Source organism: Spirillospora sp. NPDC052269 (assembly GCF_040679435.1).
Classification (GTDB): Bacteria; Actinomycetota; Actinomycetes; order Streptosporangiales; family Streptosporangiaceae; genus Spirillospora.
Window position 1 is genome coordinate 318,549 of record NZ_JBFAUU010000010.1, and the last position, 25,346, is coordinate 343,894.

A 25,346-nucleotide genomic window follows, 5' to 3' on the forward strand; every position below is an offset into this window, starting at 1 on the left:
TCAACCCCCGGCTTCAGCGGGCAGTGATCCAGTCGAGGATGTGGCGGTTCACCTCGTCCGGACGTTCCAGATGGAGGAAGTGACCCGCGTCCGGGACGAGTTCGGCGCGCGAGTCCGGCGGAAGCGCGGCCATGAGCGCGGCACGGTCGCCGAACACGCCGTCCGCGCCGAAGCACCCGTCGGACGCGCCGTGCAGGTAGAGCGTGGGCCTCTTCCCCGGACGCGACGTCGCGTCCTGCTCGGTGGCATATCGCGGCAGGTGCGAGGACGAGTCGAGCATCGCCCGGTAGTAACCGATCGCGGCCTCCATGTGCGCGGGCGTGGCCATGCAGCGCATGAAGCGCGCGACGTCGTCCGCCGCGACATAGCCGGGCGACCAGTCGCGCCAGAGCCCGGCGACGAAGTCCTCGGTCATCGCCATCGCCGCCAGCGGTGTCTGCATGAGAAAGACATAGAAGGAACGCTTGAGCTGCTCATAGGAGAAGAAGGTCTGGAGGATCGCGCCCATCGGCGGGACGGCCAGGGTGACGACCCGACGCCACCGTTCCGGTGCGGACGCCCCCGCCGCGTAGGCGGCCGACGCTCCCCAGTCATGCCCGATCAGGACGGCGTCGTCGTCCCCGCCGAACACCTCGTGCAGCGCATTCGCGTCGGCGGCGAGCGCGCCCGTCTGATACGCGCCGTCCTCCGGGATCGCGGTGGGCGCGTACCCCCGCATGAACGGCGCGACCGCCCGATACCCGGCGGCGGCCAGCTCGGGCATCAGGCGCCGCCATGTGTGCGCCGAGTCGGGGAAGCCGTGCAGGCACAGCGCCAGCGGCCCGGACGCGGGCCCGGACGTCAGGTACCCGAACTCCATCCCGTTCGCCTCGACCGCACCCGCCCCGATCACGGAATCCGTCACGGAACCTCCCAAGCGCTCGTTCGGCACCACGAGCCTATCGAACCGTGAGATGACTCACGAGATGTGCGAATCCCGTTACCCCAACGCCCTGTTTACATCGGAATCCGTACTTAGCTAGCATCTAGACAACTGGATCGCTCGCAGACAGCGAGGATTCTTCGGCTTTGCGAGGAAGAGTGATGACACACCCGTCCGAGTCGCTTCAGTCGGCCGCCCGCGACCACCTGTGGATGCACTTCGCCCGGCACTCCCCGGTCGCGGCCGGGGCCGAGATCCCGATGATCGTCCGGGGCGAGGGCGCGTACGTCTTCGACGACCAGGGCCGCCGCTACCTGGACGGCCTCGCCGGGCTGTTCACCGTGCAGGCCGGGCACGGCCGCGAGGAGCTGGCCCAGGCCGCCGCCAAGCAGGCCGCCGAGCTGGCGTTCTTCCCGATCTGGTCCTACGGCCACCCGAAGGCCGTCGAGCTCGCCGCGCGGCTCGCCGACCTCGCCCCCGGCGACCTCAACCGCGTCTTCTTCACCACCGGCGGCGGCGAGGCGGTGGAGAGCGCCTGGAAGCTCGCCAAGCACTACTTCAAGCTGGTCGGCAAGCCCACCAAGCACAAGGTGATCAGCCGCGCGGTCGCCTACCACGGCACCCCGCACGGCGCGCTGTCGCTGACCGGACTGCCCGGGATCAAGGCCCCGTACGAGCCGCTCGTGCCGTCCGGGTTCCGCGTCCCGAACACCAACATCTACCGCGCGTCCGCGCACGCCGACGACCCCGAGGCGTTCGGCCGCTGGGCCGCCGACCGGATCGAGGAGGCCATCGAGTTCGAGGGCGCCGACACCGTCGCCGCCGTCTTCCTCGAGCCGGTGCAGAACGCCGGCGGCTGCTTCCCGCCGCCGCCCGGCTACTTCCAGCGCGTCCGCGAGATCTGCGACAAGCACGACGTCCTGCTCGTCTCGGACGAGGTGATCTGCGCGTTCGGACGGCTCGGCACGATGTTCGGCGCGCAGAAGTTCGACTTCCAGCCGGACATCATCACCTTCGCCAAGGGCCTGACCTCCGGGTACTCCCCGCTCGGCGGCATGCTCGTGTCGGACCGGCTGTTCGAGCCGTTCGCGCAGGGCACGAACATGTTCGCGCACGGCTACACCTTCGGCGGGCACCCGGTGTCGTCGGCCGTCGCGCTCGCCAACCTCGACCTGTTCGAGCGCGAGGACCTGCTCGGCCACGTGTCCCGCAACGAGGCCGCGTTCCGCGCCACCCTGGAGAAGCTGCTCGACCTGCCGATCGTCGGCGACGTCCGCGGCGACGGCTACTTCTACGGGATCGAACTGGTCAAGGACAAGGCCACCCGGGAGACCTTCAGCGACGACGAGTCCGAGCGGCTGCTGCGCGGCTTCCTCGACAAGGCCCTGTTCGAGAACGGCCTGTACTGCCGCGCCGACGACCGCGGCGACCCGGTCGTCCAGCTCGCGCCGCCGCTGATCTGCGACCAGGCGCAGTTCGACGAGATGGAGCAGATCCTGCGGTCCGTCCTCACGGAGGCCTGGACGAAGCTGTAGGGAAAGAACGTGAAGGCGGGGCCCGCGCGGCCCCGCCTCACCTATGCGCGGCGGATGAGGTCGGCCGCGTGCTCGCCGATCATGACGGACGGCGCGTGCGTGTGCCCGCGGATGATCTCCGGCAGGATCGACGCGTCCGCGACCCGCAGCCCGTCGACGCCGCGAACGCGTAGGCCGGGGTCCACGACGGAGTCCTCGTCGGCGCCCATCCGGCACGTCCCGGTCGGGTGGAAGAGCGTCTCGGCGTGCGCCCGGACGTACGCCTCCAGCGCCGCGTCGTCGTCGCCGTCCCGCAGCGGCGTCATCGGACGCGTCGCGTACCGGGACACGGGCTCGGTGTCGAGCAGCGCCTCCCCCATCCGCAGGCCCTTGACCAGGCGCGGAAGGTCGCCGGGCGCGGACAGGTACCCCGGGTCGATCAGCGGCTTGGCGAACGGGTCGTCCGAGCCGAGCGCGATCCGCCCGGACGACTCGGGACGCAGCAGGACGACCCCCAGCGTCACGCCGTGCTCGGTCGGCTCGACGAGCCCCGCGCTGATGAGCGGGACGGGCCCGAAGACGAGTTCCAGGTCGGGCGCGGCCTGCTCCGGACCGCTGCGGGCGTACACCACGCCCTCCCCGACGTTCGAGGTGAACGGCCCGCGTCGCAGCAGCAGGTACCGGGCGACGTCGCCGCGGCCCGCGCCGACCAGGGTGACCGGCTCCGGGCAGTGCCGGAGCATCATGATCGTTAAGTGGTCCTGCAGGTGGCGTCCCACCTCGGGCCGCTCAACGAGCGGCTCGACGCCGTGTTCACGCAGGTGGTCGGGGTCGCCGATGCCGGACAGCAGGAGCAGGTGCGGGGAGCCGACCGCGCCCGCGCTGAGCACGACCTCGCGCCGCGCGGTGACGACCCCGCCGCGCGCGAGCCGGACGCCGACGGCCCGTCCGTCCTCGACCAGGACGCGTGAGACGTGCGCGTTCGTCAGGACGCGCAGGTTCCGGCGCCGCCGGGCCGGACGCAGGTACGCGTCGGCGGTCGACCAGCGGCGGCCGCGCCGCTGGCTCACCGGGACGATCGAGTAGCCCTCGTTGTCGGGACCGTTCAGCTCGGCCAGGCGGGTCAGCCCGGCCGCCTCGCAGGTCCGCAGGAACGCGCGGGTCGTGATGTTCGGATCGCGCTGCTCGGAGATCGTGACCGGGCCGTCCGTCCCGTAGACGTCGCCGGCGTTGCTGCCGACACGGCCCTCGGCGCGGCGGAAGTACGGCAGGACGTCGTCGTAGGTCCAGCCCGGGACGTTCCAGCCGTCGTAGTCGGCGCGGGTGCCGCGGGCCCACATCATGGCGTTCATCGAGGACGACCCGCCGAGCATCCGGCCGCGCGGCCAGTAGATCTCGCGGTCGTCCAGCCCCGGCTGCCGGGCGGTCTGGAAGTCCCAGTCGAGCGTGGTCTTGAACAGCCTGGTGAAGGCGGCCGGGACGCGGATCTCCTGCCTCCGGTCCGGTCCGCCGGCCTCCAGCAGCGCGACCCGGGCCGAGGAGTCCTCGGACAACCGGGCCGCCAGCGCCGCTCCGGCGGATCCCGCGCCGACGATCACGTAGTCGTATTCCACACCCTTAGAGATACCACCAGCACTGTCTGTTGATTGGAGACAACCACTTTTCGGTCTGACCGATTGAGGTGCTGTGACGCACGCCACAGTGCACCTTCCGAACCGTCCGTACCACGATCACGTCTGGAACAAAGCAGAACTTTCCGGCGAGAGGATCCTGCCGATGGCCCGCCGCGCGCTCGCATCCGCAGCCGTCGCCCTGGGAGCGGCCCTGACCCTGTCCGCCTGCCTCGGCGACGCCGGGTCCGTCTCGGGGTCGGACCCGATCCCCCCGGGAACCGCGTCACCCAGCACGTCCTCCGTCTCCGACACCGCCGACCCGGCGTCCGCGCCGACCCCGAACGGCTGGAAGACCATCGGCGGCCCCGAGAACAAGCTCGCCCTGGCCGTCCCGCCGACCTGGGCGTCGATCTCGCTCACCCCCGGCGACATGGAGGACGGCCTCGACCGCCTCGGCCTCAAGGACGCCGACAAGGCCTCGCTCAAGCAGAATCTCGCCGGCCTCCGGGACCGGCACGCGATCTACGCCGTCGACACCAAGTCGGTCGTGGACGGATACGCCACCAACGTCAACGGCCTGTGCCAGACCGTCACCGGAATCACCCCCGACACGCTCAAGTCCGCCATCGGCTCCGCCCTCAGCCGCGGTGGCGCGACCAAGGTGACCACCACCGACATGCCGATGGCCGGGCAGCCGGGTGTGCGCGCCGACTACACGCTGCGCACCGCCACAGGCAACCTGGAGGGCCGCCAGTACGAGGTCATCGGGTCCGACCGGCTCTGCGTCGTCACCGTCACCGCCCGCCAGGGCCACATGCCGAGCGAGGCCGACGCCATCGCGTCCACCCTCCGCTTCACCTGAGCCGCCCTCGGATCCGCATCCGCACCCGAGCCATCCTGGAAACGGCACGAAGCCCGGCGCGCGTTCGACCCGCGCGCCGGGCTTCGTCCCTTATCGTCAGGTGTCCGTTATTCGGTTTCGGACGCCTTGCCTGGTCAGGAGGCCCAGGTCGGACGCAGCGGCATGTGCGCCGCGCCCGCCTCGTCCAGCTTCACGCCGAGCGTCTGGTGCAGCTGGATCCAGTTCTGCTCGAACCCGACGACGCAGCCCGCCATGTAGACGCGCCACACCCGGGCCGTGCCCTCGCCGACCTCGGCGACGGCCTCGTCCCAGTGGGCGTCGAGGTTGCGGCCCCAGCCCATCAGGGTCCGCGCGTAGTGCTCGCGCAGGTTCTCCTGGTGCCGGATCTCGAAGCCCGCGTCGTTCATCTGCTGCTGGATGAAGCCGGGGCCCTCCAGCTCACCGTCCGGGAAGACGTAGCGGTTGATGAACCCGCCGGGCCTCATCGCGGGCGCGAGGTTGTCCGGACGGGTGATGGTGTGGTTCAGCATCCGGCCGTACGGCTTGAGCTTGCCGTACAGGAAGCCGAAGTACGACGGCAGGTTGTCCTTGCCGATGTGCTCGGTCAGGCCGATCGAGCTCACCGCGTCGAACCCGGTCTCGGTCACGTCCCGGTAGTCCATGTGCCGGACCTCGGCCAGGTCGGAGAGGCCGCGCTCGGCGATCGCCTTCTGCGCCCACTCGGCCTGCTCCTTGGACAGCGTCACCCCGAGCGCCTTGACGCCGTACTCCTTGGCCGCGTGCATGACCATGCCGCCCCAGCCGCAGCCCACGTCCAGCAGCCGCATCCCGGGCTGGAGCCCGAGCTTCTTCGCGACCAGGTCGTGCTTGTTGAACTGCGCCTCCTCCAGAGAGGCCGTCTCCGTCGGGTAGCACGCGCAGGTGTAGGCCATGGACGGGCCGAGCACCCATTCGTAGAACGTGTTGGACACGTCGTAGTGATGCGAGATGGCCTTGGCGTCCCGCTTCTTGGAGTGCCGCAACCACGACGGGACGCGGCTGAACGGCGCCTCCTGCGGCGGCGGGTCGAGACGACGCGAGACGGCCGCGCGGAGCAGCGGATCCCGCAGCACCGCGCGCATCAGCCCCGCCTTGTCCCGCCCGCTCAGGTCCCCCATGACCCTCTGCAGCGTCGACAGCGTCTCGTACATGTCCCCGTGCACGTCGAGAAAGCCGCTGACATAGGCCCGGGCGATTCCCAGCGACCCCGGCGCGTGCACCATGTGCGACAGCGCGTACGGCGAGGTCACCTCGATCCGGATGTCGGACCCGGGGCGCCCCGCGCGCGACCCGTCGTAGGCGACGAACTCCACTGGCGCGTCAGGCCCGATGAGTTCTTCGAAGACCCTGGCCAGCGTCATGTGATCCCTCCTGTCTCTTCGCCCCGCGCCCGCGGGACGACGGTGTCACTCACCACCGGCCCCGGGCCCGGGGCCTCCCCCCGATGCCGCGGACGATCAGCGTCCGCGCACGCACTTGTCGTAGAGATCCAGAAGCCGGGCGTCCGGGTCGTAGGTCCCCTTCAACCGCCGATAGGTCTGCCCGTCGTAGTGCTTCCAGAACTCGTCGCGGCTGTAAAAAGCCGTCGAATAGAGGGACTTGTGACCGTCAAGCCCCGCGACCGTCCGCTCGATCAGCCGGTTGTGGTACTCGGGGATCTGGCCCGGCGGGATCCGGACCGTCCCCCAGAAGCCGGCGTTGACGTAGGTGCGGCCCGCCTCCAGCGGGTACAGCGGCCAGTTCTCGCGGGCCCTGATCGGGCACAGCCAGACCGGCTTCATCCCGACCTTCTCGTGGAAGAAGTCGAGGAACGCCGGGAGGTTCTCGACCGGCACCTCGATGTCCTGGATGACGTCCTCGCGCGGACGCTTGCCGCTCCACCGGTCCGCGCGCGCGACGAGCTGGTAGCGGCGGTCGTAGGCGACGAGCTTGCGGTACACGTCCGACCGCTTGTACTTGTCCGGCCACAGCCGGCGGACGGTCGGGTTCTGCACGCCGAACGCGCCCGAGCACCAGAACCAGTCGGTGTCCCAGCGCCAGATGTAGTCGCGGACGGTCAGGAAGTCGACCGACCGCTGCTGGATGCTGCGGTAGTAGATCCGCTGGCCCGTGTAGTCGGAGGTGTAGGGCGCGTCGTCGGTGAAGAACCCGAGCGTGATGTACTGCTCGGCCGCCGAGAAGACCGTGCCGTCCATGAAGTCGACGGCCTCGCCCTCGTGCTCGCCCGAGCCGCTGATCGCGCCCATCGCGCGGGCGAGCTCCTCGGCGGTGTCGAACCGCAGGTGCCGCAGCCGGACGAACCGCTTGACCGGGATCAGGTCGATCACGATGCGGAGCGAGTAGCCGAGCGTCCCGTAGGAGTTCGGGAACCCGTAGAACAGGTCCGAGTGCTCGTTGTCGCGGGTCGCGGTGACGATCTCACCGGCGCCGGTGAGGATGTCCAGCTCCCGGACGCCCTCGTGCGGCAGCCCCTGGCGGAACGACGTCGACTCGACGCCGAGCCCGGTCACCGCGCCGCCGAGCGTGATCGTCTTGAGCTGCGGGACGACCGTGGGCATCAGGCCGTGCGGCAGGGTCGCGTCCACCAGGTCCTCGTAGGTGGTCATGCCCTGGACCTGCGCGGTCCGGCTCTCCGGGTCGACGCTCAGCACCCGGCCGAAGCCCGAGACGTCCAGGCCCGGCCCCTGTGCCGGATCCCGCCAGCGGAACAGGTTCGAGGTCCTCTTCGCCAGCCGTACCGGCGCCCCCTGGGGGATCGCCTCGTAGGACCGGCGCAGCGCCTCGACCGCGCGCTGATGATCGTCGTTGACCGCAAGCTCCGTCATCTAGCCCCTCCCGCACACAGTAAACAGATCATCCCATGTATGTTCCATACAAAATTGGCGAGAGGGTCGTCACAGGCCCGGACGGGAATAAACCACCCCATCCTGCCCCCTGATGCGCCCACGTTTCCGCAGGCGATACGGCCCTCACCGCCGTCAGGGACGATCGTTTCACTCGTGGCCGGGACAGGCCACCGACCAGCCGGAGGGTCGCCCGAACGCGTCCGGGCGACCCGATCCGTGACAGCGCGTGACGGTGGCGACACGACCTCCGGCCGCGCCTCGCCGCACGGAGCCGCTACTTGACGAGGCGGGCGATGAACGGCGTGCGGAACGACTGCCCGGTGAGCGCGAACGCCGCCGCCACCCCCGCGATGAGCCACGTCACCGCGTAGAGGATGGACCCGAGCCCGAACGTCACGAGCGTCACCAGCAGGACGGTCAGCTGGAAGTTGAGCGCCTCCACAGCGTGCTGCCGCACGTACGCCGACCGCTTCCCCGCCGTCAGCATCATGATCAGCGGCCCGACGAACAGGGTGAAGTACCCGAGCCCGTGCGACACCGCCGCCAGCATCCGCTCCTCGGACGTCGACGGACCCGCGACCGCGACCGGCGTCCGCCCCGCCGCCGCCGGGACCGGCTGAAGATCGATCAGGACCGCGTCCAGGTCCCGTCGCGTCTTGGACGTCATCGCCAGATGCGTCCGCATGTCGAACTCGTCATGGTCGAGGCGCCCCTCGGCGTAGGCATTCTGAAGCCGCTCGACGACCTGCTCACGCTCCGCGTCCGAAACCCTCAGGTCCGCATACCCGCTGTCCATATCCCCATGGTGCTCCCGCCCGCGCCCGTCCCACCATCAGGGAAGTCCCTGACCCGCCCCTGAGACGCCCCCATCCACATGGACCACGTGGATTCGTCCCGGAGCCGGAATTCGAGATTCAAGGCCGGCCGACGAGAAACGGCCGCCCCCGACCCGAAACTTCGAGCCGAGGGCGGCCGCCAAGAGACCGGACGGAGGACTACCGCCTCGCGTACGTCTTCCCGGGGGTGAGGTGATTGGCGAACAGCTCGGAAACGGTCACGAAGACGTATCCCTTCGCCGCCAGCCGACTGATGATCTTCGGAACCGCGGCGACCGTCGTCGGGTGAATGTCGTGCATGAGCACGATGTATCCCGGCCGCGCGTGGCTCACCACGCGGCTCTCGACCGTCTTGCTGTTCCGGTCACGCCAGTCCAGCGGGTCGACCGCCCAGATGATCTGCGGCATCCCGAGCCGCTTGGTCACCGTCGCCACCCGCGAGTTGGTCGCCCCGTAGGGCGGACGCATCAGCTTCGGCGTGAACCCGCTCGCCGCGTGGATCGCCTTCTGCGTCTTGGTGATCTCGCTCTTGATCCCCGCGCTCGACAGCCGCGTCAGCTGGGCGTGGGTGTAACTGTGGTCGCCGACCTCGTGCCCGGCCGCGAGCTCCTTCCGCACCATCTCCGGATGGGACTTGACGTTCTGCCCCACCAGGAAGAACGTCGCCCGGACGTGCCGGGCCGCCAGATACTTCAAGAGTTTGCCGGTCCCTGACACCGGCCCGTCGTCGAACGTCAGCGCGATGCACTTGACCTTGCGACAATCGATCTTCCGAGGGGGTGCGGCCACCGGCCGCCGCGCGCTCATCGGCTGCGCTTGGTTCACCGTCTGCCGCGTGGCGGCCAGACCGGCGTGTCCGGCCGCGTTCGCGGGGGTCGCGAATGTCACCCACCCGCAGGCCGCGGCGACGGTCATCGCCACGGCTCCTCGTCGGACCAACGCCTGCCCCATCATGACGCCTCCCGGCGTGCCCGTTGCATTGATCATCGGAGTCCGCCAGTCTAGGCCCACCTGACGCCGTCCGCCCGGGACGCGCCGAATGTCGGGGAACCGTTGTCCCCCCGGCGATCGTTGACGCCTTAATCGACCACTCACAAGAGGGAACGGACGGGACACGATGAGATTCCGAGATCGTTTCGGAATCCGCAAGAACCGCGGAACAACGGTCGCCAAGCTGGACCGCGAGGCCACCGACAGCGACATCGAGGCATTGATCGCCTTCGCCCGCTCACGCCTGGGCGTCGAGTTCTTTGTGGAACCCGAGACCTTCGCCACCGACACCACCGCCGTCGCCGTCGCCACCGACGGCGAATGGACCCGCCGCCGCGTAGGCTCCCCCAAGGTCATCGGCAAGGTCGCCCGCGACCTCGGCCTCCCCATCTACGACGTCCAGATCGTCGGCTACCCGCCCCGCATGCGCGCCTGGAACGAACGCAACCGCGCCCGCCGAATCGACCCCGGCACCCCCGGCGAAGCCGTCCGCCGCCCCTAACCCACTCGCCCTCAACTCCGCCCCGGAAAAGGTCGCACCAAAGCCGCCCACCTCCCCTGGCGACCCATCCGATCCCCACCCGCAAACACCGCGATCCCTCACCCCAAGAGTGCCGCACAGGGCGCGAATAAGCACGAGCCGACAAGCCCCCCTTCACGCCACCACCACACGCCTAACGCCCAGAAGGCCCCCAGGGCCAAGTCCAAGTGCTGCGCAAGGCACGCATGACAGAGCGAACCCGCGCCACAAAGCACGCGTGACAGAGCAAACCCGCGACACAGAAGCACGCCCAAACACGTGATCCACAAGCGCACATGACACCCACAAAACACACAACCCGCAGCGTGCAACACGTGGCGTGAACAACGCACGCAAACACAAGCTCCCGCGTGACCCCGAGGTCCACATCCGCACGAACACACACGCGCATGCAGCACAAGTGTCATGAACTCGTGAGCAAAGAGCGATGAGCGCCCAACACCAAGACCCACGTGGAAGGCAACGCACAAATGCGCATGAGCACAAGGGGCACGCAAAAGCCTCGCGCTGACCACCGACGGCCGCGTCCTTGGCTGGGGGACCAACAACGCCGGGCAGCTCGGGGACGGCACCAACACCGCGCGTCCCACTCCGGTGTTCATGCCGCTCCCGGCCCAGCGGCCGTCGACCCAGATCACCGCCGGGGCACGCGAGCCACGGAGGGACGGGCACACGAACGCGCGGGCACGTGAGCACACCGCGCGCGAGGCACGCAGGACGCATGGGGGGCACAAGGCACGTGAAAGTCCAAGCCACGTGGGCACGCGAGCCACAGGCCACGTGAACATCTGGGCCACATGGGTACGCGAGCCACGGGCGACGGAGCACGCGAACGCGCGGGGCACCTGAGTCACCGGGGCACATGAACCCGTGCCACACGACGCACGGGGCACCTGAGTCACGGGGGCGCGTGAACGCGTGCCACACGGCGCGCATGACACACGGCGCGCATGACACACGGCGCGCATGACACACGGCGCGCGTGAGACAACGGTGCACGTGACGGCACGGCGCGACCTGGCCACCTTCTTGATGTGCCAGGTGAAGGCCAGGTTGGCGCGGCGAAGGTCAGCTGGCACCGCCGGTCGAGTCGGCCCGGTGAGCATTGGCCGACACACGCCACGATGGCCTCCGATGCAGTCCGAACGTGAGCGTCGCGTCTGACAACCGCGCCGACACCGCTCTCCCCGGACGCTGTGAGCACTACAGATCACGCAACGGCGAACATCTGCGACGTACGGGGAATACGGGACCGGGAGCCCACCGCGCGCGAGTCACGCGGGCCACGTGGGACGCGGCTCGGCGACGGATGCCAGCGCCCCAGCCTCGATGCGCTGCGCATGTCGCCCGCAGCAGGGCAGGGATCGTGCGTCGCGGTTGTCGACGGCGTTGTCCACGGCGGACGGGTGAGTGAGCGAGCCAGCCGGGCCAGCGTGCGCGGCGCGCGCCGGGGCTCCAGCAGCCGGCACAGGTTGGACATCTGAGCACACCCGCGCTCCACCGACCGGGCTCAGGAAACGTCGCGCCCCCTTGTTCCTTCGGCCGCCTGCGTCCACGGCCTTGAGACGGACGCCGGGAGGGGCTGGGAACGGGAGGTTGAGAACGGACGTCCAGGTGCACTGGCCCGTGAGGTTGGGGACGCGGCTGGCGGGTGGTTGGAACGAGGCCAGGGCGTCCTCCGCCTACGTCCCGTGGGTAAAGCTGGGCGGGGTCGATTGCCAGCTTCACTCGTCGGTCCTGGGGCCGCCCAGGCGGTCACCTTGGGGTTGCTCTTGTTGGACTGTCTTGGGGTTACCTCCGATACTCGCGTGCCTTGGCCGGCTTGCGCCTGCTGGACCGTCGGTCGGATGTGGATGTGGCGGCCGCCTTGTGGTCGAGCGCCGTGGTCTCAAGCTCGGTGCATCTCCAACGGCCGTGCCGAAGCTCCATGCGGATGGCGAGGGCATGCACCCGCCCCCGGAACAGGACCACCGCACCGCCCTCGGCGGCCCGCTCGCCCGGCTGCTGCACCCAGCACGAAAGGACCTGCGGCACCGCGACCGGGCCCGTGACGGCCGCCTCCTGATGCCCGAGAACCTCCTTCCCCGCCAGGGCGTCCAGCAGCAGGTGGACGGCCTGGGCCGCCACCTGCCGTGCCCCGACCCCGGACGGCTCGCCGCCGGGCAGGACCCGCAGCGGCACCCGGCTCGGCGCCGCCGCCACGTCCAACGCCAGGTTCCCCGCCGTCGCCGAAGCCCCACTGCTGCCGCACCGGACGTCGCGTCCACCCATGTCTGCCTCCCACAAGAATTCGCTGACGTGAAAAGGAGGCAGCACCCCCATCCCTTGATGCGTTCTGGCCACGTACGGCCATTCCCGTAACACCAGCCCCGCCGCCCTCCGGGGGACTCATGCCCAAATGCCCCACTCGCCCGTCCGCCCCTTCGCCCCTTCGCCCATCCGCTGTGACCGCCCTTCTACTGGCGCAAGCGCCAGAGGCGTGCCCTCTCCACGGGCGGTCTCCGCGGATGGGTGCCCTGCTGGGGGTCCGGCCACGGGTGGACGCTCTGTTGGGCGGGATTCCATCGACCGGCGCGTCGCTGGAGGCGGTCCGTGGGGTGGGCGACTGAGGGGGCACCCGGGGTGTGGTGGCTGCTCGTTCTCAATGCGGTGGTGGGTGGTCCGGGGTTGGTCCTCTCTGGCATGGGCTGGACGTGGCTTCTCGCGGTTCGGGAGCGGGGGCGGGGTGGTTGCCGCTGGACGGGGTGGGAGGTGCATCCGAGTGGTGGCCGTGCCGGGCGGGTGGGTTATGGGGGTGGTGATCGGGTGGGGGAAGGCGGGAGCCGCGGGGGTGAGTCGGGGGTCGGTGGGGATGTGGCGGAGGGCGGCGGGTGGGACGGGGTGCGGGCTTTGTAGAGGGCGGCGAGCTCTTCGGGGGTCAGTTTGAGGCGGGCCTTCTTGGGTGGGACGCCGAGGGCGATGATCGTGCGGATCAGGGCGGCCATGGAGTAGTGGGGGTCGGCTTCTTCGGCTCGGTCGAGGGCGACGTTGGCGAGGCCGCCCTCGCCGGTGGTGTAGGCGAGGAAGGCCAGGAGGGAGGCCGGGGCGGCGGCGTGGCGGGGGTCGGTGTTGCGGAGGACGGCGCTCCAGAGCTCAAGGTCCTGACGAGGGGTGTCCTGGGTGAGGCGGACCCAGATCTCGTCGCGGACGCGGAGATCGGTCAGCAGGACGGACAGCAGGGCCGCCTCGTCGGTCGTGGGCGGGTTCTCGGAGGCGCGGAGGGCTTCCAGGAGTTCGACGGCCTCCGTGGCCATGCGGGCGGTCAGGGCTTCGGAGCTCGCCTCCTCCTGAGCCCACCCATGGATGCGGGCCTCGGCCTGGAGGGTGGCACGGCGGACGGCGGCCTGGGCCTTGCCGGTCGGGGGTGCGACCGAGCCGCGCAGGTCTTCGCGGGCGGGGAGGGCGGTGTGGCCGGCGTAGGCGGCGGTGGCGGCGAGCTGGGAGCTGGACGTGTCGAAGGTACGACCTTCGGGCGGGCAGCACTCCTCCAGGCAGGTGAGGGACCACCAGCGGCCGTCCGACACGCGCATGGCCTCAACAATGCGGACGCCGGAGGACACCAGTGCCTCCCAGACGGCGGACGCGGCGGCGGTCACCGGAGCGGACGGGCCGTAGCCGACGATGAGGGCGCTGCGGAAGCCGTTGCGGCCGACCACCATGGTGATCTGCTCGGCCATCCGGGGGACGCAGGACGGGTCCGGCGGTAAGTCGACCCGGACGGCGCAGGTGTTCTCAGGGCCGTCGAAGCCCAGGACGACGAGGCTGTCGGCCGGGTGGAAGCCGAGCAGGTACGGGACGGCGGCGAGGGCGTCGTCGGGGGTCCGGATCACCAGGCGGGTCGTTTCGTTGGTCATGGTTCGACCTTCGCCGACCGGGTCCGAGGTTCTCCACTCACCGCCGAACTGGGGATAACTCGTGGGGTTCGTTAGCCGCGGTCCATGAGCCGGCAGGTCGCACCCCTGCAAGCCCGAAAACGCGTCAGCCAGGACGACATCTGGTGGACGAAGGTCGGTTTGGCGTCAGCTATCGCGTTGTGGAGCTCGTCCGGGTCCTTCGCTAGGTCGAAGAGCTGACGCTCCCCCGTCTTGTACTCGACATAGGTGTTGCGTTCGGTGCGCAGGGCGGCGTAGGTGGGCGGGAGCGGGCACGTCCGGACGTGGGACGGCCGACTGTCGCAGTCCGGGCCTTCCGGGTGTGTGCTGGGGTGTCCGGCGAAGAACTCGACCAGGAGCGCTTTTCGCCAGTCGGCCGGGCGGTGTCCCTTGAGGATCGGGAATAGTGAGCGTCCCTCCGCGCACGAGGGAAGCGGCGATCCGGCGAGGTTCGTGAAGGTCGGGGCCAAGTCGACCGTCCCGGCCAAGGCGGACGTGCTCGTTCCGGGCCGGATCCCGGGGCCGCGAACCAGTGTGGGCACGCGGATGTCTTCCTCATAGGGCGTCGTCTTACCCGGCCAAAGCTGGTGCTGTCCCATGTGGAAGCCATTGTCGGACGTGAAGAACAGGTAGGTGTCGTTCAGGCGTCCGGTCTCGCGGAGGGTGCGCAACAGGGCGCCGACCATGTCGTCCACAGAGAGCATGGAGCGGAGGCGGTCGCGGTTGATCCGATTGCTCCCGCTGAGCGCATCTGCGCCAATTGGGCCCATCTGACGTAGCCACCGGGGTTGGGGGCCGCTACCGGCACGGTTGAAGGACGCAGAGCGAGGGATCTTCGCATCTGGGAAGGCCGATGCGTGGCGTGCGGCGAACGCGGCCGGCAGATGCGGTGCGATAGGCGCCAGGTAAAGGAAGAACGGCTTGTTGCGCGGTGCCGTCCTGATGAAGGACGTTCCCTTATCCGCTAGGACGTCGTCCAAGTGGCCTTGGGGGTACGCGTTGACGCGTCCGTTCTCGACCAGGTGGAAGTCGCTCTGCTGGTACATGTGGTGCGGCACCGGGACGTGCCAGTCGTCCCAGCCTGGAGGCACATAGCCCGTGGGCACGCTGGCTGGATAGCCGTTCAGGTATTTGCCGATGAGGGACGTCCGGTAGCCGGCGCCATGCATCCAGGTGCCGAGCGTCTCCGCGTCCTCGCCCGCGGTATGGAAACGGCCGTAGCCGCCGTCCGGCGGGGTGTTGGTACGGACGTCGTGACTGTGCACGTACTGCGAACGCAGAATCGTCGCCCGGGATGGACAGCACCAGGAGTCCGAAACGATGAAGTTGCGAAGGGTGAGACCTTCTCGGGCCAGCCTGCCGAGATTCGGGAAATTGCCCATGTCCGCGGTGGCCAGGTCGTCCGCGAGCACCAGGATGATGTTCGGACGCCGTTTCCCAAGGCTGCCCCCGGCGTCGCCCCTTGCGGCGCTCGTGCCCGCGTGCGGTGTCGTCGAGGCCAGCGTGGCCGGGATGGCCGCGATGCCGTACGCCAGGACGACGAGCAAAGGGCGGAAGGACTTCAAAGACGCTCCTGGCGGGCCGGATCCAGCAGAGGGATCCAGCCAACCAAGGACCGTTCCGGACCGCGCCGGACCTTGCCGTCAGGCGTCCAAGACCTGATCGTCCCGTTGCACGACCGGAGGCAGCGTGGACCAGGGGAAGTTGATCCAGCGGTCGGTGTGCCGCCACACGTACTCGCACTTCACGGTGGAGTGGGGCTTCTCGTAGACGACGGCGCAGCGGACGTCGGCGACGTGGTCGGCGCAGAAGTCCCGGACGAGCTTGAGGGTCGCGCCGGTGTCGGCGACGTCGTCGGCCACCAGCACGCGCGCGCCCGAGAGGTCCACCGGGGCGGGGACGGGCGGGAGCATGACCGGCATGTCGAGGCGCTGGTCCACGCCCGTGTAGAACTCGACGTTCATGACGTGCAGGTTCTTGACGTCCAGGGCGTAACCGAGGGCTCCGGCGACGAACAGGCCCCCGCGCGCGATCGACAGGATCAGGTCCGGCCGGTAACCGCTCTCGGCGACCATGGTGGCCAGGTCACGGCTGGCGGTGCCGAACAGTTCCCAGGTCAGGACTTCTCTTTCAGCATCAGACACAGAAGTATCTTCGCGGACGCACCGGACCGCTCCGTCCCAGGGGGCACCGGATGGGCTGAAGCGCGCATCAGCGTGGGCTCCGACACGCCCGCGACCGACTCGGAGCATGTGATCCAGGTAACTGCCAACGACCCGTCCCTGCAAAAAGTGATCCAGGTCACGGATACGGAACGAGCGGCGAAGCCCGCCGGCTTGGCCGCGAGCACGTCGGGCGGAAGGGTAGCGTTGGCCGACGTGCCCGCCCCTGATCTCCTCTCCGCTTCCGCCGACTCCGACGCCCAGGATTCGGCCGGTTCCGCGCGTTCCGCCACCGGTTCAAAGCGTCCCGCCTCGGCCGGACGCGTGCCCGACACGGCGACGCTGCTCGCCACCGCCGTCCAGGCCATCGGCGGGGCCGAGCGGCCCGGCCAGGTCACCATGGCGGAGGCCGTCGAGAAGGCGCTCGACGCCGGCGAGCATCTGGCCGCGCAGGCGGGGACGGGCACCGGAAAGTCGCTGGCGTACCTGATCCCGGCGATCCGGCACGCGGTCTCCAAGGGCCGGACGGTCGTGGTCTCGACCGCGACGATCGCGCTCCAGCGCCAGCTCGTCGACCGCGACCTCCCGCGCCTCGCCGAGGCCCTGCGGCCGCACCTCGGCACCGAGCTGAAGTACGCGATCCTCAAGGGCCGCCGCAACTACCTGTGCCTGAACCGCGTCCAGACCGGCTTCCCGGAAGACGAGGAAGAGGACCACAGCCTCTTCGACCCGCAGCAGCTCTCGGTGCTCGGCCGCCAGGTCAAGCGCCTGAACGAGTGGGCGGACGAGACGACGACGGGCGACCGCGACGAGCTCGTCCCCGGCGTGACCGAGCAGGCGTGGCGGCAGGTCGCGGTCACGGCGAAGGAGTGCCTGGGGGCCACGCGCTGCCCGCAGGGCACCGAGTGCTTCGCGGAGCTCGCGCGCGCGCAGGCGGGCGAGGCCCACATCGTCGTCACCAACCACGCGCTGCTCGCGATCGACGCCCTGGAGGAGTTCCAGGTCCTCCCCGAGCATGACGTCGTGATCGTGGACGAGGCGCACGAACTCGTCGACCGCGTGACCGCCGTGGCGACCGGCGACATCTCGGCCACCGCCGTGGACACCGCCGCCCGCCGCTGTGGACGCCTCATCGAGGAAGGCGTCGCCGACCGCCTCAAGGGTTCAGCCGAAGACTTGACCCTTCTCCTAGAGGAACTCCCCGCCGGACGCATGGACGTCCTGCCCGAGTCCCTCGGCCACGCGCTCGCCGTCGTCCGGGACGCCGCGCACGCGTGCCTTACCGCGATCGGTCCAGAGAAGAAGGATCTGGACCCCGCGCTCGCGGGCGCTCGTAAAGCGGCCCGTTCGGCGCTCGAGGATCTGCACGACACGTCCGTCCGGCTGTTGGAGTCGTACCAGGTCGAGATCGCCGCGCGGAACGAGGTCGTCTGGCTGGAGAAGCCGTTCGTCCAGGACGGACGTCCGAAGCGCCCCCCGACGTTGCATGTGGCTCCGATCGGCGTGGGCGGGCTCCTGCGCACGACGCTTTTCGAGCAGCGCACGGCCGTTCTCACGTCCGCGACGCTCACGCTTGGCGGATCCTTCGAACCGCTGGCCCGCCAATGGGGTCTGCCTCCGCTTGAGGTCCCGGCCGCGCGCGATGCCGATGCCGACCCGGCCGAGGACAAGACCCAGCCCGCCGAGGACAAGGCGAAACCCAAGCAGGAACTGACCTGGACGGGCATCGACGTGGGGTCGCCGTTCGATCACCCGCGTTCGGGCATCCTCTACGTGGCGCGGCATCTGCCGCAGCCCGGACGCGACGGCCTCCCCGATGCCTACCTGACCGAGATCACCGAGCTGATCGAGGCCGCCGGAGGCCGCACGCTCGGGCTGTTCTCGTCGATGCGGGCCGCCCGCCAGGCCGCCGACGAGCTGAAGGACCACCTGTCGCACCCGCTGCTCTGCCAGGGCGAGGACTCGACGTCCCTGCTGGTCAAGCAGTTCGCCGAGGACGAGCGGACCTGCCTGTTCGGCACCCTGTCGCTCTGGCAGGGCGTGGACGTGCCCGGGCCGTCCCTCCAGCTCGTCATCATGGACCGCATCCCGTTCCCGCGCCCGGACGACCCGGTGGCGTCGGCCCGGCAGCGGGCGGTCGCCGCGCGCGGGGGCAACGGCTTCATGGCGGTCGCGGCGACGCACGCCGCCCTGCTCCTGGCGCAGGGCGCGGGCCGCCTCCTGCGCGCGATGGACGACCGGGGCGTCGTGGCCGTCCTCGACCCGCGGCTCGCGACCGCGCGCTACGGCGGCTTCCTGAAGACGTCGCTGCCGCCGTTCTGGGCCACGACCGACCCGGAGACCGTCCGGGGCGCGCTCCGCCGCCTCGACGAGGCCGCGGGGACCGCAGGGGCGGCAAAGGAGAACGGGCAGGAAGCCGAGTGAGATCTCGGCCTCCCGCCCGCCACGGAAGTCGCGCCTGAAGGTCAGGGACGGTAGGTGGTGAGGAAGTCGCCGATCCGTCCGATCGCCTCTTCCAGGTCGTCCGCGTACTGGAGCGTGACGATCCGGAAGTGGTCGGTCGTCGGCCAGTTGAAGCCGGTGCCCTGCACGACCAGGATGTTCTGCTGCTCCAGCAGGTCGAACGCGAACCGCACGTCGTCCTTGATCGGGTACATCTCGGGGTCGAGGCGCGGGAACACGTAGAGCGCGCCCTCCGGCCGGACGCAGCTCACGCCCGGGATCTCGTTCAGCATCCCGGCGGCGCGCTCGCGCTGCTCGCCGAGGCGGCCGGTCGGCAGGACGAGCTCGTCGATGCTCTGGTACCCGCCAAGCGCCGCCTGCACGGCGTACTGCGCCGGGACGTTCGGGCACAGCCGCATGTTCGCGAGGATGTCCAGGCCCTCGATGTAGGACTCGGCGTGCTCCTTCGGGCCGGAGAGGATCAGCCAGCCGCACCGGAACCCGGCCACCCGGTAGTTCTTCGACAGCCCGCCGAAGGTCAGGCACAGCAGGTCGGGGGCCAGCGAGGCGATCGAGGTGTGCTTCGCGCCGTCGTACAGGATCCGGTCGTAGATCTCGTCGGCGAAGATCAGCAGGCCGTGCCGCCGGGCCAGCTCGGTGATCTCCAGCAGCACCTCGCGCGGGTAGACCGCACCGGTCGGGTTGTTCGGGTTGATGATCACGATCGCGCGGGTGCGGTCGGTGATCTTGGCTTCCATGTCCGCCAGGTCCGGCGCCCAGCCCGCCGCCTCGTCGCACCGGTAGTGCACGGGGACGCCGCCGGACAGCGACGTCGCGGCCGTCCACAGCGGGTAGTCGGGGGTGGGGATGAGCACCTGGTCGCCGTCGTCGAGCAGCGCCTGGAGCGTCATCACGATCAGCTCGGAGACGCCGTTGCCCAGGTAGACGTCCTCGACGTCCACGCCCTCGATGCCGGCCTCCTGGCACCGCTGGACCACGGCGCGGCGCGCGGGCAGGATGCCCTTGGAGTCGCTGTACCCGTGCGCCTCCGGCAGGTTGCGGATCATGTCCTGCAACAGCTCGGGCGGAGCCTCGAAGCCGAACGGGGCGGGGTTTCCGATGTGCAGCTTGAGGATCCGGTTCCCCTGTGCCTCGAGTTCCTTGGCGCGCTTCAGGACGGGACCCCGGATGTCGTAGCAGACGTTCGCGAGCTTGGCCGACTGGTTGACCTGCATTGCAACAGCCTATCCAGGCAAATCGTGCATCCCACGCTGCACCGGCCCCTTACGCGGTCCGCCGCCTCCGGCGCGGGCCATTCCCCCTGCGCGCACGAGGACCTGGCGCCGTCCGCCCTGGGCGATCTACAGGGCGGCCGGCGCCGCCGGCCTCAGGCGGAGGCCACAGCGGTGAGCGCGGGCAGCTTGGCCGCGCGCCGCGCGGGACGGAGCGCCGCCAGGACACCCGCGACCCCACCGACCAGCAAGATCACCACCAGCGGGACGGCCGGAACGGTGAACGGGTTCGACAGCGCGCTGACCAGGGCCCATCCGAGGAAGAGGCCGAGGCCAGCGCCGCCCACCGTGCCGAACAGCGACACGATCAGCGACTCCCAGCGGATCATCGCCCGCACCTGCCGCCGGGTCGCGCCGACCGCGCGGAGCAGTCCCAGCTCGCGCGTCCGCTCGTGGACCGACAGGGCGAGCGTGTTCGCGATCCCCAGCAGGGCGATCACGATCGCGAGGGCCAGCATCACGTACACGATCGAGAGGAACGCGTTCATCTGCTTGGTCTGGGCCTTGACGTACTCCGACCGGTTCTGGACATCCGGCGCGCCGTAGGACCGGGCGAGCGAGGTGAGCGCCGCCCGCGCGTCCTTCTCGGACACGCCCTGCTTCGGCGTGGCGAATGCCGCGATGTCCAGCGGACGCCGGTCGTGCCGCGCCCACACCGTCCGCGGGACGATGTAGTCCCCGGCCAGGTCGGTCCGCTTGAAGATCGCGCCGACCGTCATCGGCACGCGCGCCCCGTCCGAGAACGTGACCGTCACCACCGATCCGACCCGCCATTTCCGCTGGTCGGCGACCTTCTTCCCCACCGCCAGCACTGCCGGCCCGCGCCCGGAAGCACCACCGCCCGCCGAACCAGAACCGGACGCGCCGCCGCTGCCCGACGCCCCGCCGCTGCCCGACGCGCCGCCGCTACCGGACGCGCCGCCGCTACCGGACGCCCCGGTCCCCGCCGAACCGGCGGCCGGCGCACCTCCGGCCACGGGATCGGAGGGGAGGGTGCCCGACGTCACGTCCAGGCTCAGGACGCGGGCGAGCCGGGCCGGATCGGTGACGCCGACCGTGGTGGCATGGCCGTCCACGCGGGCGGCGCCCTTGCCGAGGCCCACTGCGGCCGAGATCTGGGGCAGGGACGCGGCACGCGTCGCCAAGGACGGCTCGAACCCGCTGGTGGGGCTGGTGCCGCCGTTCACGACCAGCCCGGAGCGGAAGGAGCCCGCGACACCGTCCTCCAGGGACGCGCGGAGCGACCCGGCGAAGACGGTGAGCAGCGTCACCACACCGACACCGATCATCAGCGCGGTCGCTGCGCCCGCGGTGCGGCGCGGGGAGCGGACGGCGTTCTCGCGGGCGAGCCGTCCGGGCACACCGCGCAGCCTGGCCGCGGGCATGCCGATGAGAGCCGCGGCCGGACGGGCCATGACCGGCCCCAGCACCACCATCGCGACCAGCGTCATCAGCGCGCCGACGCCGGTCCACGACCCGCGCCCGACGACCGCACCGAAGGTCGCCGCCCCCATCCCGACGGCCATCACCACCGCGCCCACGATGACACGCGCCTCCGACATTCCGGCGGGCTCGGCCGCCGACTCCCGCATCGCGGCGATCGGCGGGATCCGCGCGGCGCGGACGGCCGGTCCGAGCACCGCTACCAGCGTGGCGGCCAGCCCGACCGGAGCGGCGATCAGCAGGGTCCGTGCGGTGACCACGACGCCCTGCGCGTCCAGTCCCATGCCGAACCCGCTGAACAGCAGTTTCAGCAGGACCGCGCAGCCGATGCCGCCTCCGACCCCGGCGGCGGTGGCGAGCACGCCGACGGCCAGGGCCTCCGCGCCGACGAGCCCGGCGAGCTGGCGGCGGCTGGCGCCGACCGCGCGCAGCAGCGCGGACTCGCGCGTCCGCTGGGCCAGCGTGATCGCGAACGTGTTGTGGATGGAGAACGCGGCGACCAGCAGCGCGACCGCGCCGAACGCCCCGAGCGCCAACTGGAAGATCCTCAGGAAGCCGTCCCGGACCTGCCCGACCCCTTCCTTGACCAGTGCCTTCCCTGTGACCGCCTCGGTCCCGGCGGGCAGCGCGCGGGACACGCGCGCCGCGAGTTCGCCCTGTCCGACACCGGGCGCCGCGCCCATGGCCACCCCGGTCAGGCGGCCGGTGCCGTGCGCCACGTACTTCTGCGCGCCTTCCAGGCTGAACCCGGTGAACTCGGCCTCGCCGAATCCGGGGTCCTTGCCGAACATGCTGATCCCGACGACGGTCACCGGCACCCGTTCGGGGGTCAGGACGAAGGTCCGGTCACCGACGCGCAGGTGCCCCTCGTCCGCGGCCAGCTTGTTGACCACGACCTCGTCGGGCGCACGCGGCGCACGCCCCTGGGCGATCCGGTAGGCGTTGAGCTTCGGGTCCTCGATCCAGTTCCCGGCGACGCGCGGCCCGCGCGCGTCGATGACCTTCCCGTCCCGGCCGAGCGTCTGCCCCGACCCCTGGATCACCGGCTGCGCGTCCGCCGCGCCCGGCACGCCCTTCACCCGGGCCAGGACCGACCCGTCGATCTCGCCCGGCAGCTGCCCCGGCGACTTGCTGACCTGCGTCGCGTTCCGGACCATCACGTCGGTGTCGCCGTAGGAGTTCGCGAAGTACCGGTCGATCGAACGCGAGAGCGTGTCGCCGAGCGCGAGCGTCCCGGTGAGGAACGCGACGCCGAGGAACACCGCGACCAGGGACGACGCGAGGCGGCGGCGCCGTCCCCACAGCTCCCGGACGGCCATCCCGATCATGCCGCACCGCCCAGGTCGCGCATGCGGTCCAGGACGCGGTCGGTGGTCGGGGCGTCCATGACGTCCACGATCCGGCCGTCCGCGAGGTAGATGACCGAGTCGGCGTGCGCGGCGGCGGCCGGGTCGTGGGTGACCATCGCGACGGTCTGGCCCAGGTCGTCCACGGAACGGCGGAGCAGCGTCAGGACCTCCGTGCCGGTGTGCGAGTCGAGGTTGCCGGTCGGCTCGTCGGCGAACACGATCTCCGGGCGGGTGATCAGCGCGCGGGCCAGCGCGACCCGCTGCTGCTGCCCGCCGGACAACTGCGCGGGCCGGTGCCCGAGCCGTTCGCCGAGGCCGAGCGTCCGGACGACGGTGTCGAACCACTCGCTGTCCGGCCGCGTCCCGGCGAGCGTGGTCGGCAACAGGATGTTGTCCCACGCGGTCAGCGTCGGCAGCAGGTTGAACGCCTGGAAAACGAACCCGACACGTTCCCGGCGCATCCGGGTCAACTTCGCGTCCGACAGCGCGCCGAGGTCGACACCGGCGACGAACACCCGGCCGGACGTGGGCGCGTCCAGGCCCGCCACGCAGTGCATCAAGGTGGACTTGCCCGCGCCGGACGGCCCCATGATCGCGGTGAACCGGCCGCCGGGCAGGGTCACACTCACGTCCTCCAACGCGCGGACGGCGGTCGAACCCGTCCCGTACACCTTGGTCAGTCGCTCGGTCCGCGCACCGCCCTCACCGGTCCGCGCACCGCCCTCGCCGGTCCGCGCACCACGCTCACCGGCCATCGCGCCACCCGGCACGTCCAAATGCTTTTCTCTGCTTTTCGTCATGGCGTAGATGCTCCGCGCGGACGGTCCCCACGTCGTCCGGCTGGGAGCGGCTTTCGGAGTGCGCCCGACGCAGCAGGCCGAGCGTCCGCATACCGCACAGGGCGTACGTGTGCGCGTACCACGGCGGACTGTGCTGTGCGCGGGGGTGATCTGAAAGCCCCTGCCCCCGACCGGTCAGTTCCTCAAGGCCGTGAGCCGGGTCAGTCCTGGATCACGATCAGGTCGTGGCCGTGGGCGGCGACGTCGCGGTAGTAGCGCGCGAGCCATCGCAGGTCGTCCATCGCGCGCGCGAAGGTCTCGTCCTCGTCATCGTCCGGTCGCGTCTTGTAGACGCCGAGGCCCACCATCTCTTGGATCGAGAACTCGCGGCGGACGACCGCCTCGTCAAGAGCCTCGATCGCGTCGGCGGCCTCGACAAGGAAGACCCGGGTGGAGCAGCGCCACGGCATGCCCTGTCCGTCGGCCGTGTGGTCGGCGAAGTGCCGGTCACCGTGGATGATGCGATACGGCAGTGAACGCTCCCGCTCTTCGTGGCCGTCCAACCGGCGGTAGGCGGCCGGGTCGAGCGCATACTCGGCTCTCTCATAACCGCGCGCACCCGAGTGCCAGGGGCCCTCGAGCGTGTCGAGGGCGCTTGGACGGTCCGCCAGCATCGCCTGATTGACCTCGGGCAAGGGCTCGCCGTAGTTGTCGACGTCGGTGGTGAAGGGCGGCCGCCACCAGGCGGTCTCCCACACCGCCGCATCGCGGCGGATCACCTGGACCGGCTCCGAGTCCAGCCGAACGGGAACACTCCACAGGTCCATGCCCATCGTCATACCTCGTCGAGTGGGGCCGGGAAGGCGCCGAACCCGACGACCTCGCGGCAATGGTGGCTCGAAGGCGCCCCCTGTGCCACCTGGCCGCCGGACGGGCGCACGTTGATCAATTGAACACGGTGTCCAATTGTGATGCGGGCAACATACAAGCAGGCTTGATTGCTTGTAAGTGCGTCCGTACCGTCGAGGATGTGTCAGTAAGCAGTCGCCGACATCGCTCCCGCCGCAGGTCCGGAGATCGTCGAACCCAGGAGGAACGGCGCTCCCGGACGCAGGCGCGCCTGCTCGACGCCACCATGGAATGCCTGGCCGACCTCGGCTGGTCGGGCACGTCCACGACCGAGGTGGCGCGCCGGGCGGGCGTGTCCCGGGGCGCCCAGCAGCACCACTACCCGACCAAGATGGTCCTGGTGGCGGCCGCGCTCGAGCATCTGCTGGAGCGGCAGCGACTCGCCTACGAGACCGCGTTCGCGGTGCTGCCGCCCGAGCGGCGCAACGTGGAGGGCGCGCTCGACCTGCTCTGGGAGGTGTTCCGCGGCCGTCCCGCTCGGGCACTACTCGAACTCTCGGTCGCCGCGCGCACCGACGACGTGCTGCGCCCGCTCTGCCAAGACCTGAACGAGCGCATCCTGCAGGTCATCCTGGACACGTTCGGACGCCTCTTCCCGACGACCAACGTGCCGGACGACGCCGTCCCGACCATGCTGCGCGCCGTGTTCGCCATGTTCGTCGGCCTGTCCGTCCAGCACGCGCTGGACGGCGACGCCGAGGGCCACCAGAAGGCCGTCCTGGCGCAGGTCAAGAGCGTCGCCAGCCTGATCATCCCCGCCCCGTCCCCCACGAGTGCCCCGCCCGCGCCCGGCGCCCCGTCCGCACCGGACGCCCCCTTCCCACCGAACACCCCGTCCGCCGCGGACGTCCCACCCGCGCCTGACGACGACTCGGGAACCGCCGAAACCCCCTGAC

Annotated in this window: 19 protein-coding genes and 1 pseudogene; 6 read left to right on the forward strand and 14 right to left on the reverse strand. The window is 70.4% G+C overall.

The genetic code is table 11. The features are described from left to right. Window positions 1-13: 13 nt before the first annotated feature. Entirely contained in the window at window positions 14-904 is an 891-nt protein-coding gene (locus AB0L06_RS23355) for an alpha/beta fold hydrolase (RefSeq protein ID WP_500233180.1), read from the reverse strand. A 179-nt stretch (window positions 905-1,083) separates the two neighbouring features. On the opposite strand from AB0L06_RS23355, the gene AB0L06_RS23360 reads away from it, so the two are divergent. Continuing rightward, window positions 1,084-2,457, forward strand: a complete 1,374-nt coding sequence (locus AB0L06_RS23360; protein ID WP_500233181.1) for an aspartate aminotransferase family protein — start codon at window positions 1,084-1,086, stop codon at window positions 2,455-2,457. A 41-nt stretch (window positions 2,458-2,498) separates the two neighbouring features. Here AB0L06_RS23360 and AB0L06_RS23365 read toward each other — a convergent pair whose 3' ends face one another. Continuing rightward, entirely contained in the window at window positions 2,499-4,049 is a 1,551-nt protein-coding gene (locus tag AB0L06_RS23365; protein WP_500233182.1) for a GMC family oxidoreductase, read from the reverse strand. Window positions 4,050-4,122: 73 nt separating this feature from the next. Between AB0L06_RS23365 and AB0L06_RS23370 the strand changes: the two genes are divergently transcribed. After that, complete coding sequence (locus tag AB0L06_RS23370) at window positions 4,123-4,911, forward strand: hypothetical protein (protein WP_500233183.1); 789 nt, start codon at window positions 4,123-4,125, stop codon at window positions 4,909-4,911. 134 nt (window positions 4,912-5,045) lie between these two features. Here the strand turns inward: AB0L06_RS23370 and AB0L06_RS23375 are convergent, their stop codons facing one another. The 4 genes from AB0L06_RS23375 to AB0L06_RS23390 form a co-directional block, all read right to left on the reverse strand. Beyond that, a complete protein-coding gene (locus tag AB0L06_RS23375) occupies window positions 5,046-6,311 on the reverse strand; it encodes a class I SAM-dependent methyltransferase (RefSeq protein ID WP_500233184.1) in 1,266 nt (421 codons plus the stop codon). Window positions 6,312-6,407: 96 nt separating this feature from the next. Further along, complete coding sequence (locus AB0L06_RS23380) at window positions 6,408-7,775, reverse strand: FAD-binding oxidoreductase (protein ID WP_500233185.1); 1,368 nt, start codon at window positions 7,773-7,775, stop codon at window positions 6,408-6,410. 295 nt (window positions 7,776-8,070) lie between these two features. Beyond that, window positions 8,071-8,592, reverse strand: a complete 522-nt coding sequence (locus AB0L06_RS23385; protein ID WP_500233186.1) for a DUF1707 and DUF4870 domain-containing protein — start codon at window positions 8,590-8,592, stop codon at window positions 8,071-8,073. Window positions 8,593-8,791: 199 nt separating this feature from the next. Continuing rightward, window positions 8,792-9,547, reverse strand: coding sequence for a polysaccharide deacetylase family protein (locus AB0L06_RS23390; RefSeq protein ID WP_500233187.1), 756 nt, complete (start codon window positions 9,545-9,547; stop codon window positions 8,792-8,794). 202 nt (window positions 9,548-9,749) lie between these two features. On the opposite strand from AB0L06_RS23390, the gene AB0L06_RS23395 reads away from it, so the two are divergent. Both AB0L06_RS23395 and AB0L06_RS23400 read left to right on the forward strand, forming a co-directional pair. Further along, window positions 9,750-10,124, forward strand: coding sequence for a hypothetical protein (locus AB0L06_RS23395; protein ID WP_500233188.1), 375 nt, complete (start codon window positions 9,750-9,752; stop codon window positions 10,122-10,124). 540 nt (window positions 10,125-10,664) lie between these two features. Next, a pseudogene (locus AB0L06_RS23400) lies at window positions 10,665-11,012 on the forward strand (RCC1-like domain-containing protein); the annotation flags it as partial. Window positions 11,013-11,954: 942 nt separating this feature from the next. Here AB0L06_RS23400 and AB0L06_RS23405 read toward each other — a convergent pair. The 4 genes from AB0L06_RS23405 to AB0L06_RS23420 all read right to left on the reverse strand — a co-directional run bounded on the left by AB0L06_RS23405 (window position 11,955) and on the right by AB0L06_RS23420 (window position 16,218). Beyond that, window positions 11,955-12,434 carry an Rv3235 family protein gene (locus AB0L06_RS23405; protein WP_500233189.1) on the reverse strand — a complete coding sequence of 160 codons (480 nt, stop codon included), beginning with the start codon at window positions 12,432-12,434 and terminating at the stop codon, window positions 11,955-11,957. A gap of 515 nt (window positions 12,435-12,949) precedes the next feature. Then, the gene (locus AB0L06_RS23410) at window positions 12,950-14,056 is read right to left on the reverse strand and encodes a DUF4192 domain-containing protein (protein WP_500233190.1); all 1,107 of its coding nucleotides are present in this window, start codon (window positions 14,054-14,056) and stop codon (window positions 12,950-12,952) included. A gap of 71 nt (window positions 14,057-14,127) precedes the next feature. Further along, window positions 14,128-15,639, reverse strand: coding sequence for a sulfatase family protein (locus tag AB0L06_RS23415; RefSeq protein ID WP_500233191.1), 1,512 nt, complete (start codon window positions 15,637-15,639; stop codon window positions 14,128-14,130). A 78-nt stretch (window positions 15,640-15,717) separates the two neighbouring features. Beyond that, window positions 15,718-16,218 carry a phosphoribosyltransferase gene (locus tag AB0L06_RS23420; RefSeq protein ID WP_500233192.1) on the reverse strand — a complete coding sequence of 167 codons (501 nt, stop codon included), beginning with the start codon at window positions 16,216-16,218 and terminating at the stop codon, window positions 15,718-15,720. 234 nt (window positions 16,219-16,452) lie between these two features. Between AB0L06_RS23420 and AB0L06_RS23425 the strand changes: the two genes are divergently transcribed. After that, window positions 16,453-18,660 carry an ATP-dependent DNA helicase gene (locus AB0L06_RS23425; protein ID WP_500233193.1) on the forward strand — a complete coding sequence of 736 codons (2,208 nt, stop codon included), beginning with the start codon at window positions 16,453-16,455 and terminating at the stop codon, window positions 18,658-18,660. Window positions 18,661-18,701: 41 nt separating this feature from the next. Here the strand turns inward: AB0L06_RS23425 and AB0L06_RS23430 are convergent, their stop codons facing one another. The 4 genes from AB0L06_RS23430 to AB0L06_RS23445 form a co-directional block, all read right to left on the reverse strand. Further along, window positions 18,702-19,913 carry a pyridoxal phosphate-dependent aminotransferase gene (locus AB0L06_RS23430; RefSeq protein ID WP_500233194.1) on the reverse strand — a complete coding sequence of 404 codons (1,212 nt, stop codon included), beginning with the start codon at window positions 19,911-19,913 and terminating at the stop codon, window positions 18,702-18,704. 152 nt (window positions 19,914-20,065) lie between these two features. Beyond that, complete coding sequence (locus AB0L06_RS23435) at window positions 20,066-22,741, reverse strand: ABC transporter permease (RefSeq protein WP_500233195.1); 2,676 nt, start codon at window positions 22,739-22,741, stop codon at window positions 20,066-20,068. Continuing rightward, entirely contained in the window at window positions 22,738-23,517 is a 780-nt protein-coding gene (locus tag AB0L06_RS23440; protein ID WP_500233221.1) for an ABC transporter ATP-binding protein, read from the reverse strand. The genes AB0L06_RS23435 and AB0L06_RS23440 overlap by 4 nt, the downstream gene beginning before the upstream one ends. Before the next feature lie 245 nt (window positions 23,518-23,762). Further along, complete coding sequence (locus tag AB0L06_RS23445; RefSeq protein ID WP_500233196.1) at window positions 23,763-24,368, reverse strand: DUF1877 family protein; 606 nt, start codon at window positions 24,366-24,368, stop codon at window positions 23,763-23,765. Between the two features lie 203 nt (window positions 24,369-24,571). Here AB0L06_RS23445 and AB0L06_RS23450 point away from each other — a divergent pair, with 203 nt between their 5' ends. Further along, entirely contained in the window at window positions 24,572-25,345 is a 774-nt protein-coding gene (locus AB0L06_RS23450; protein WP_500233197.1) for a TetR/AcrR family transcriptional regulator, read from the forward strand. Window position 25,346: the final 1 nt, after the last annotated feature.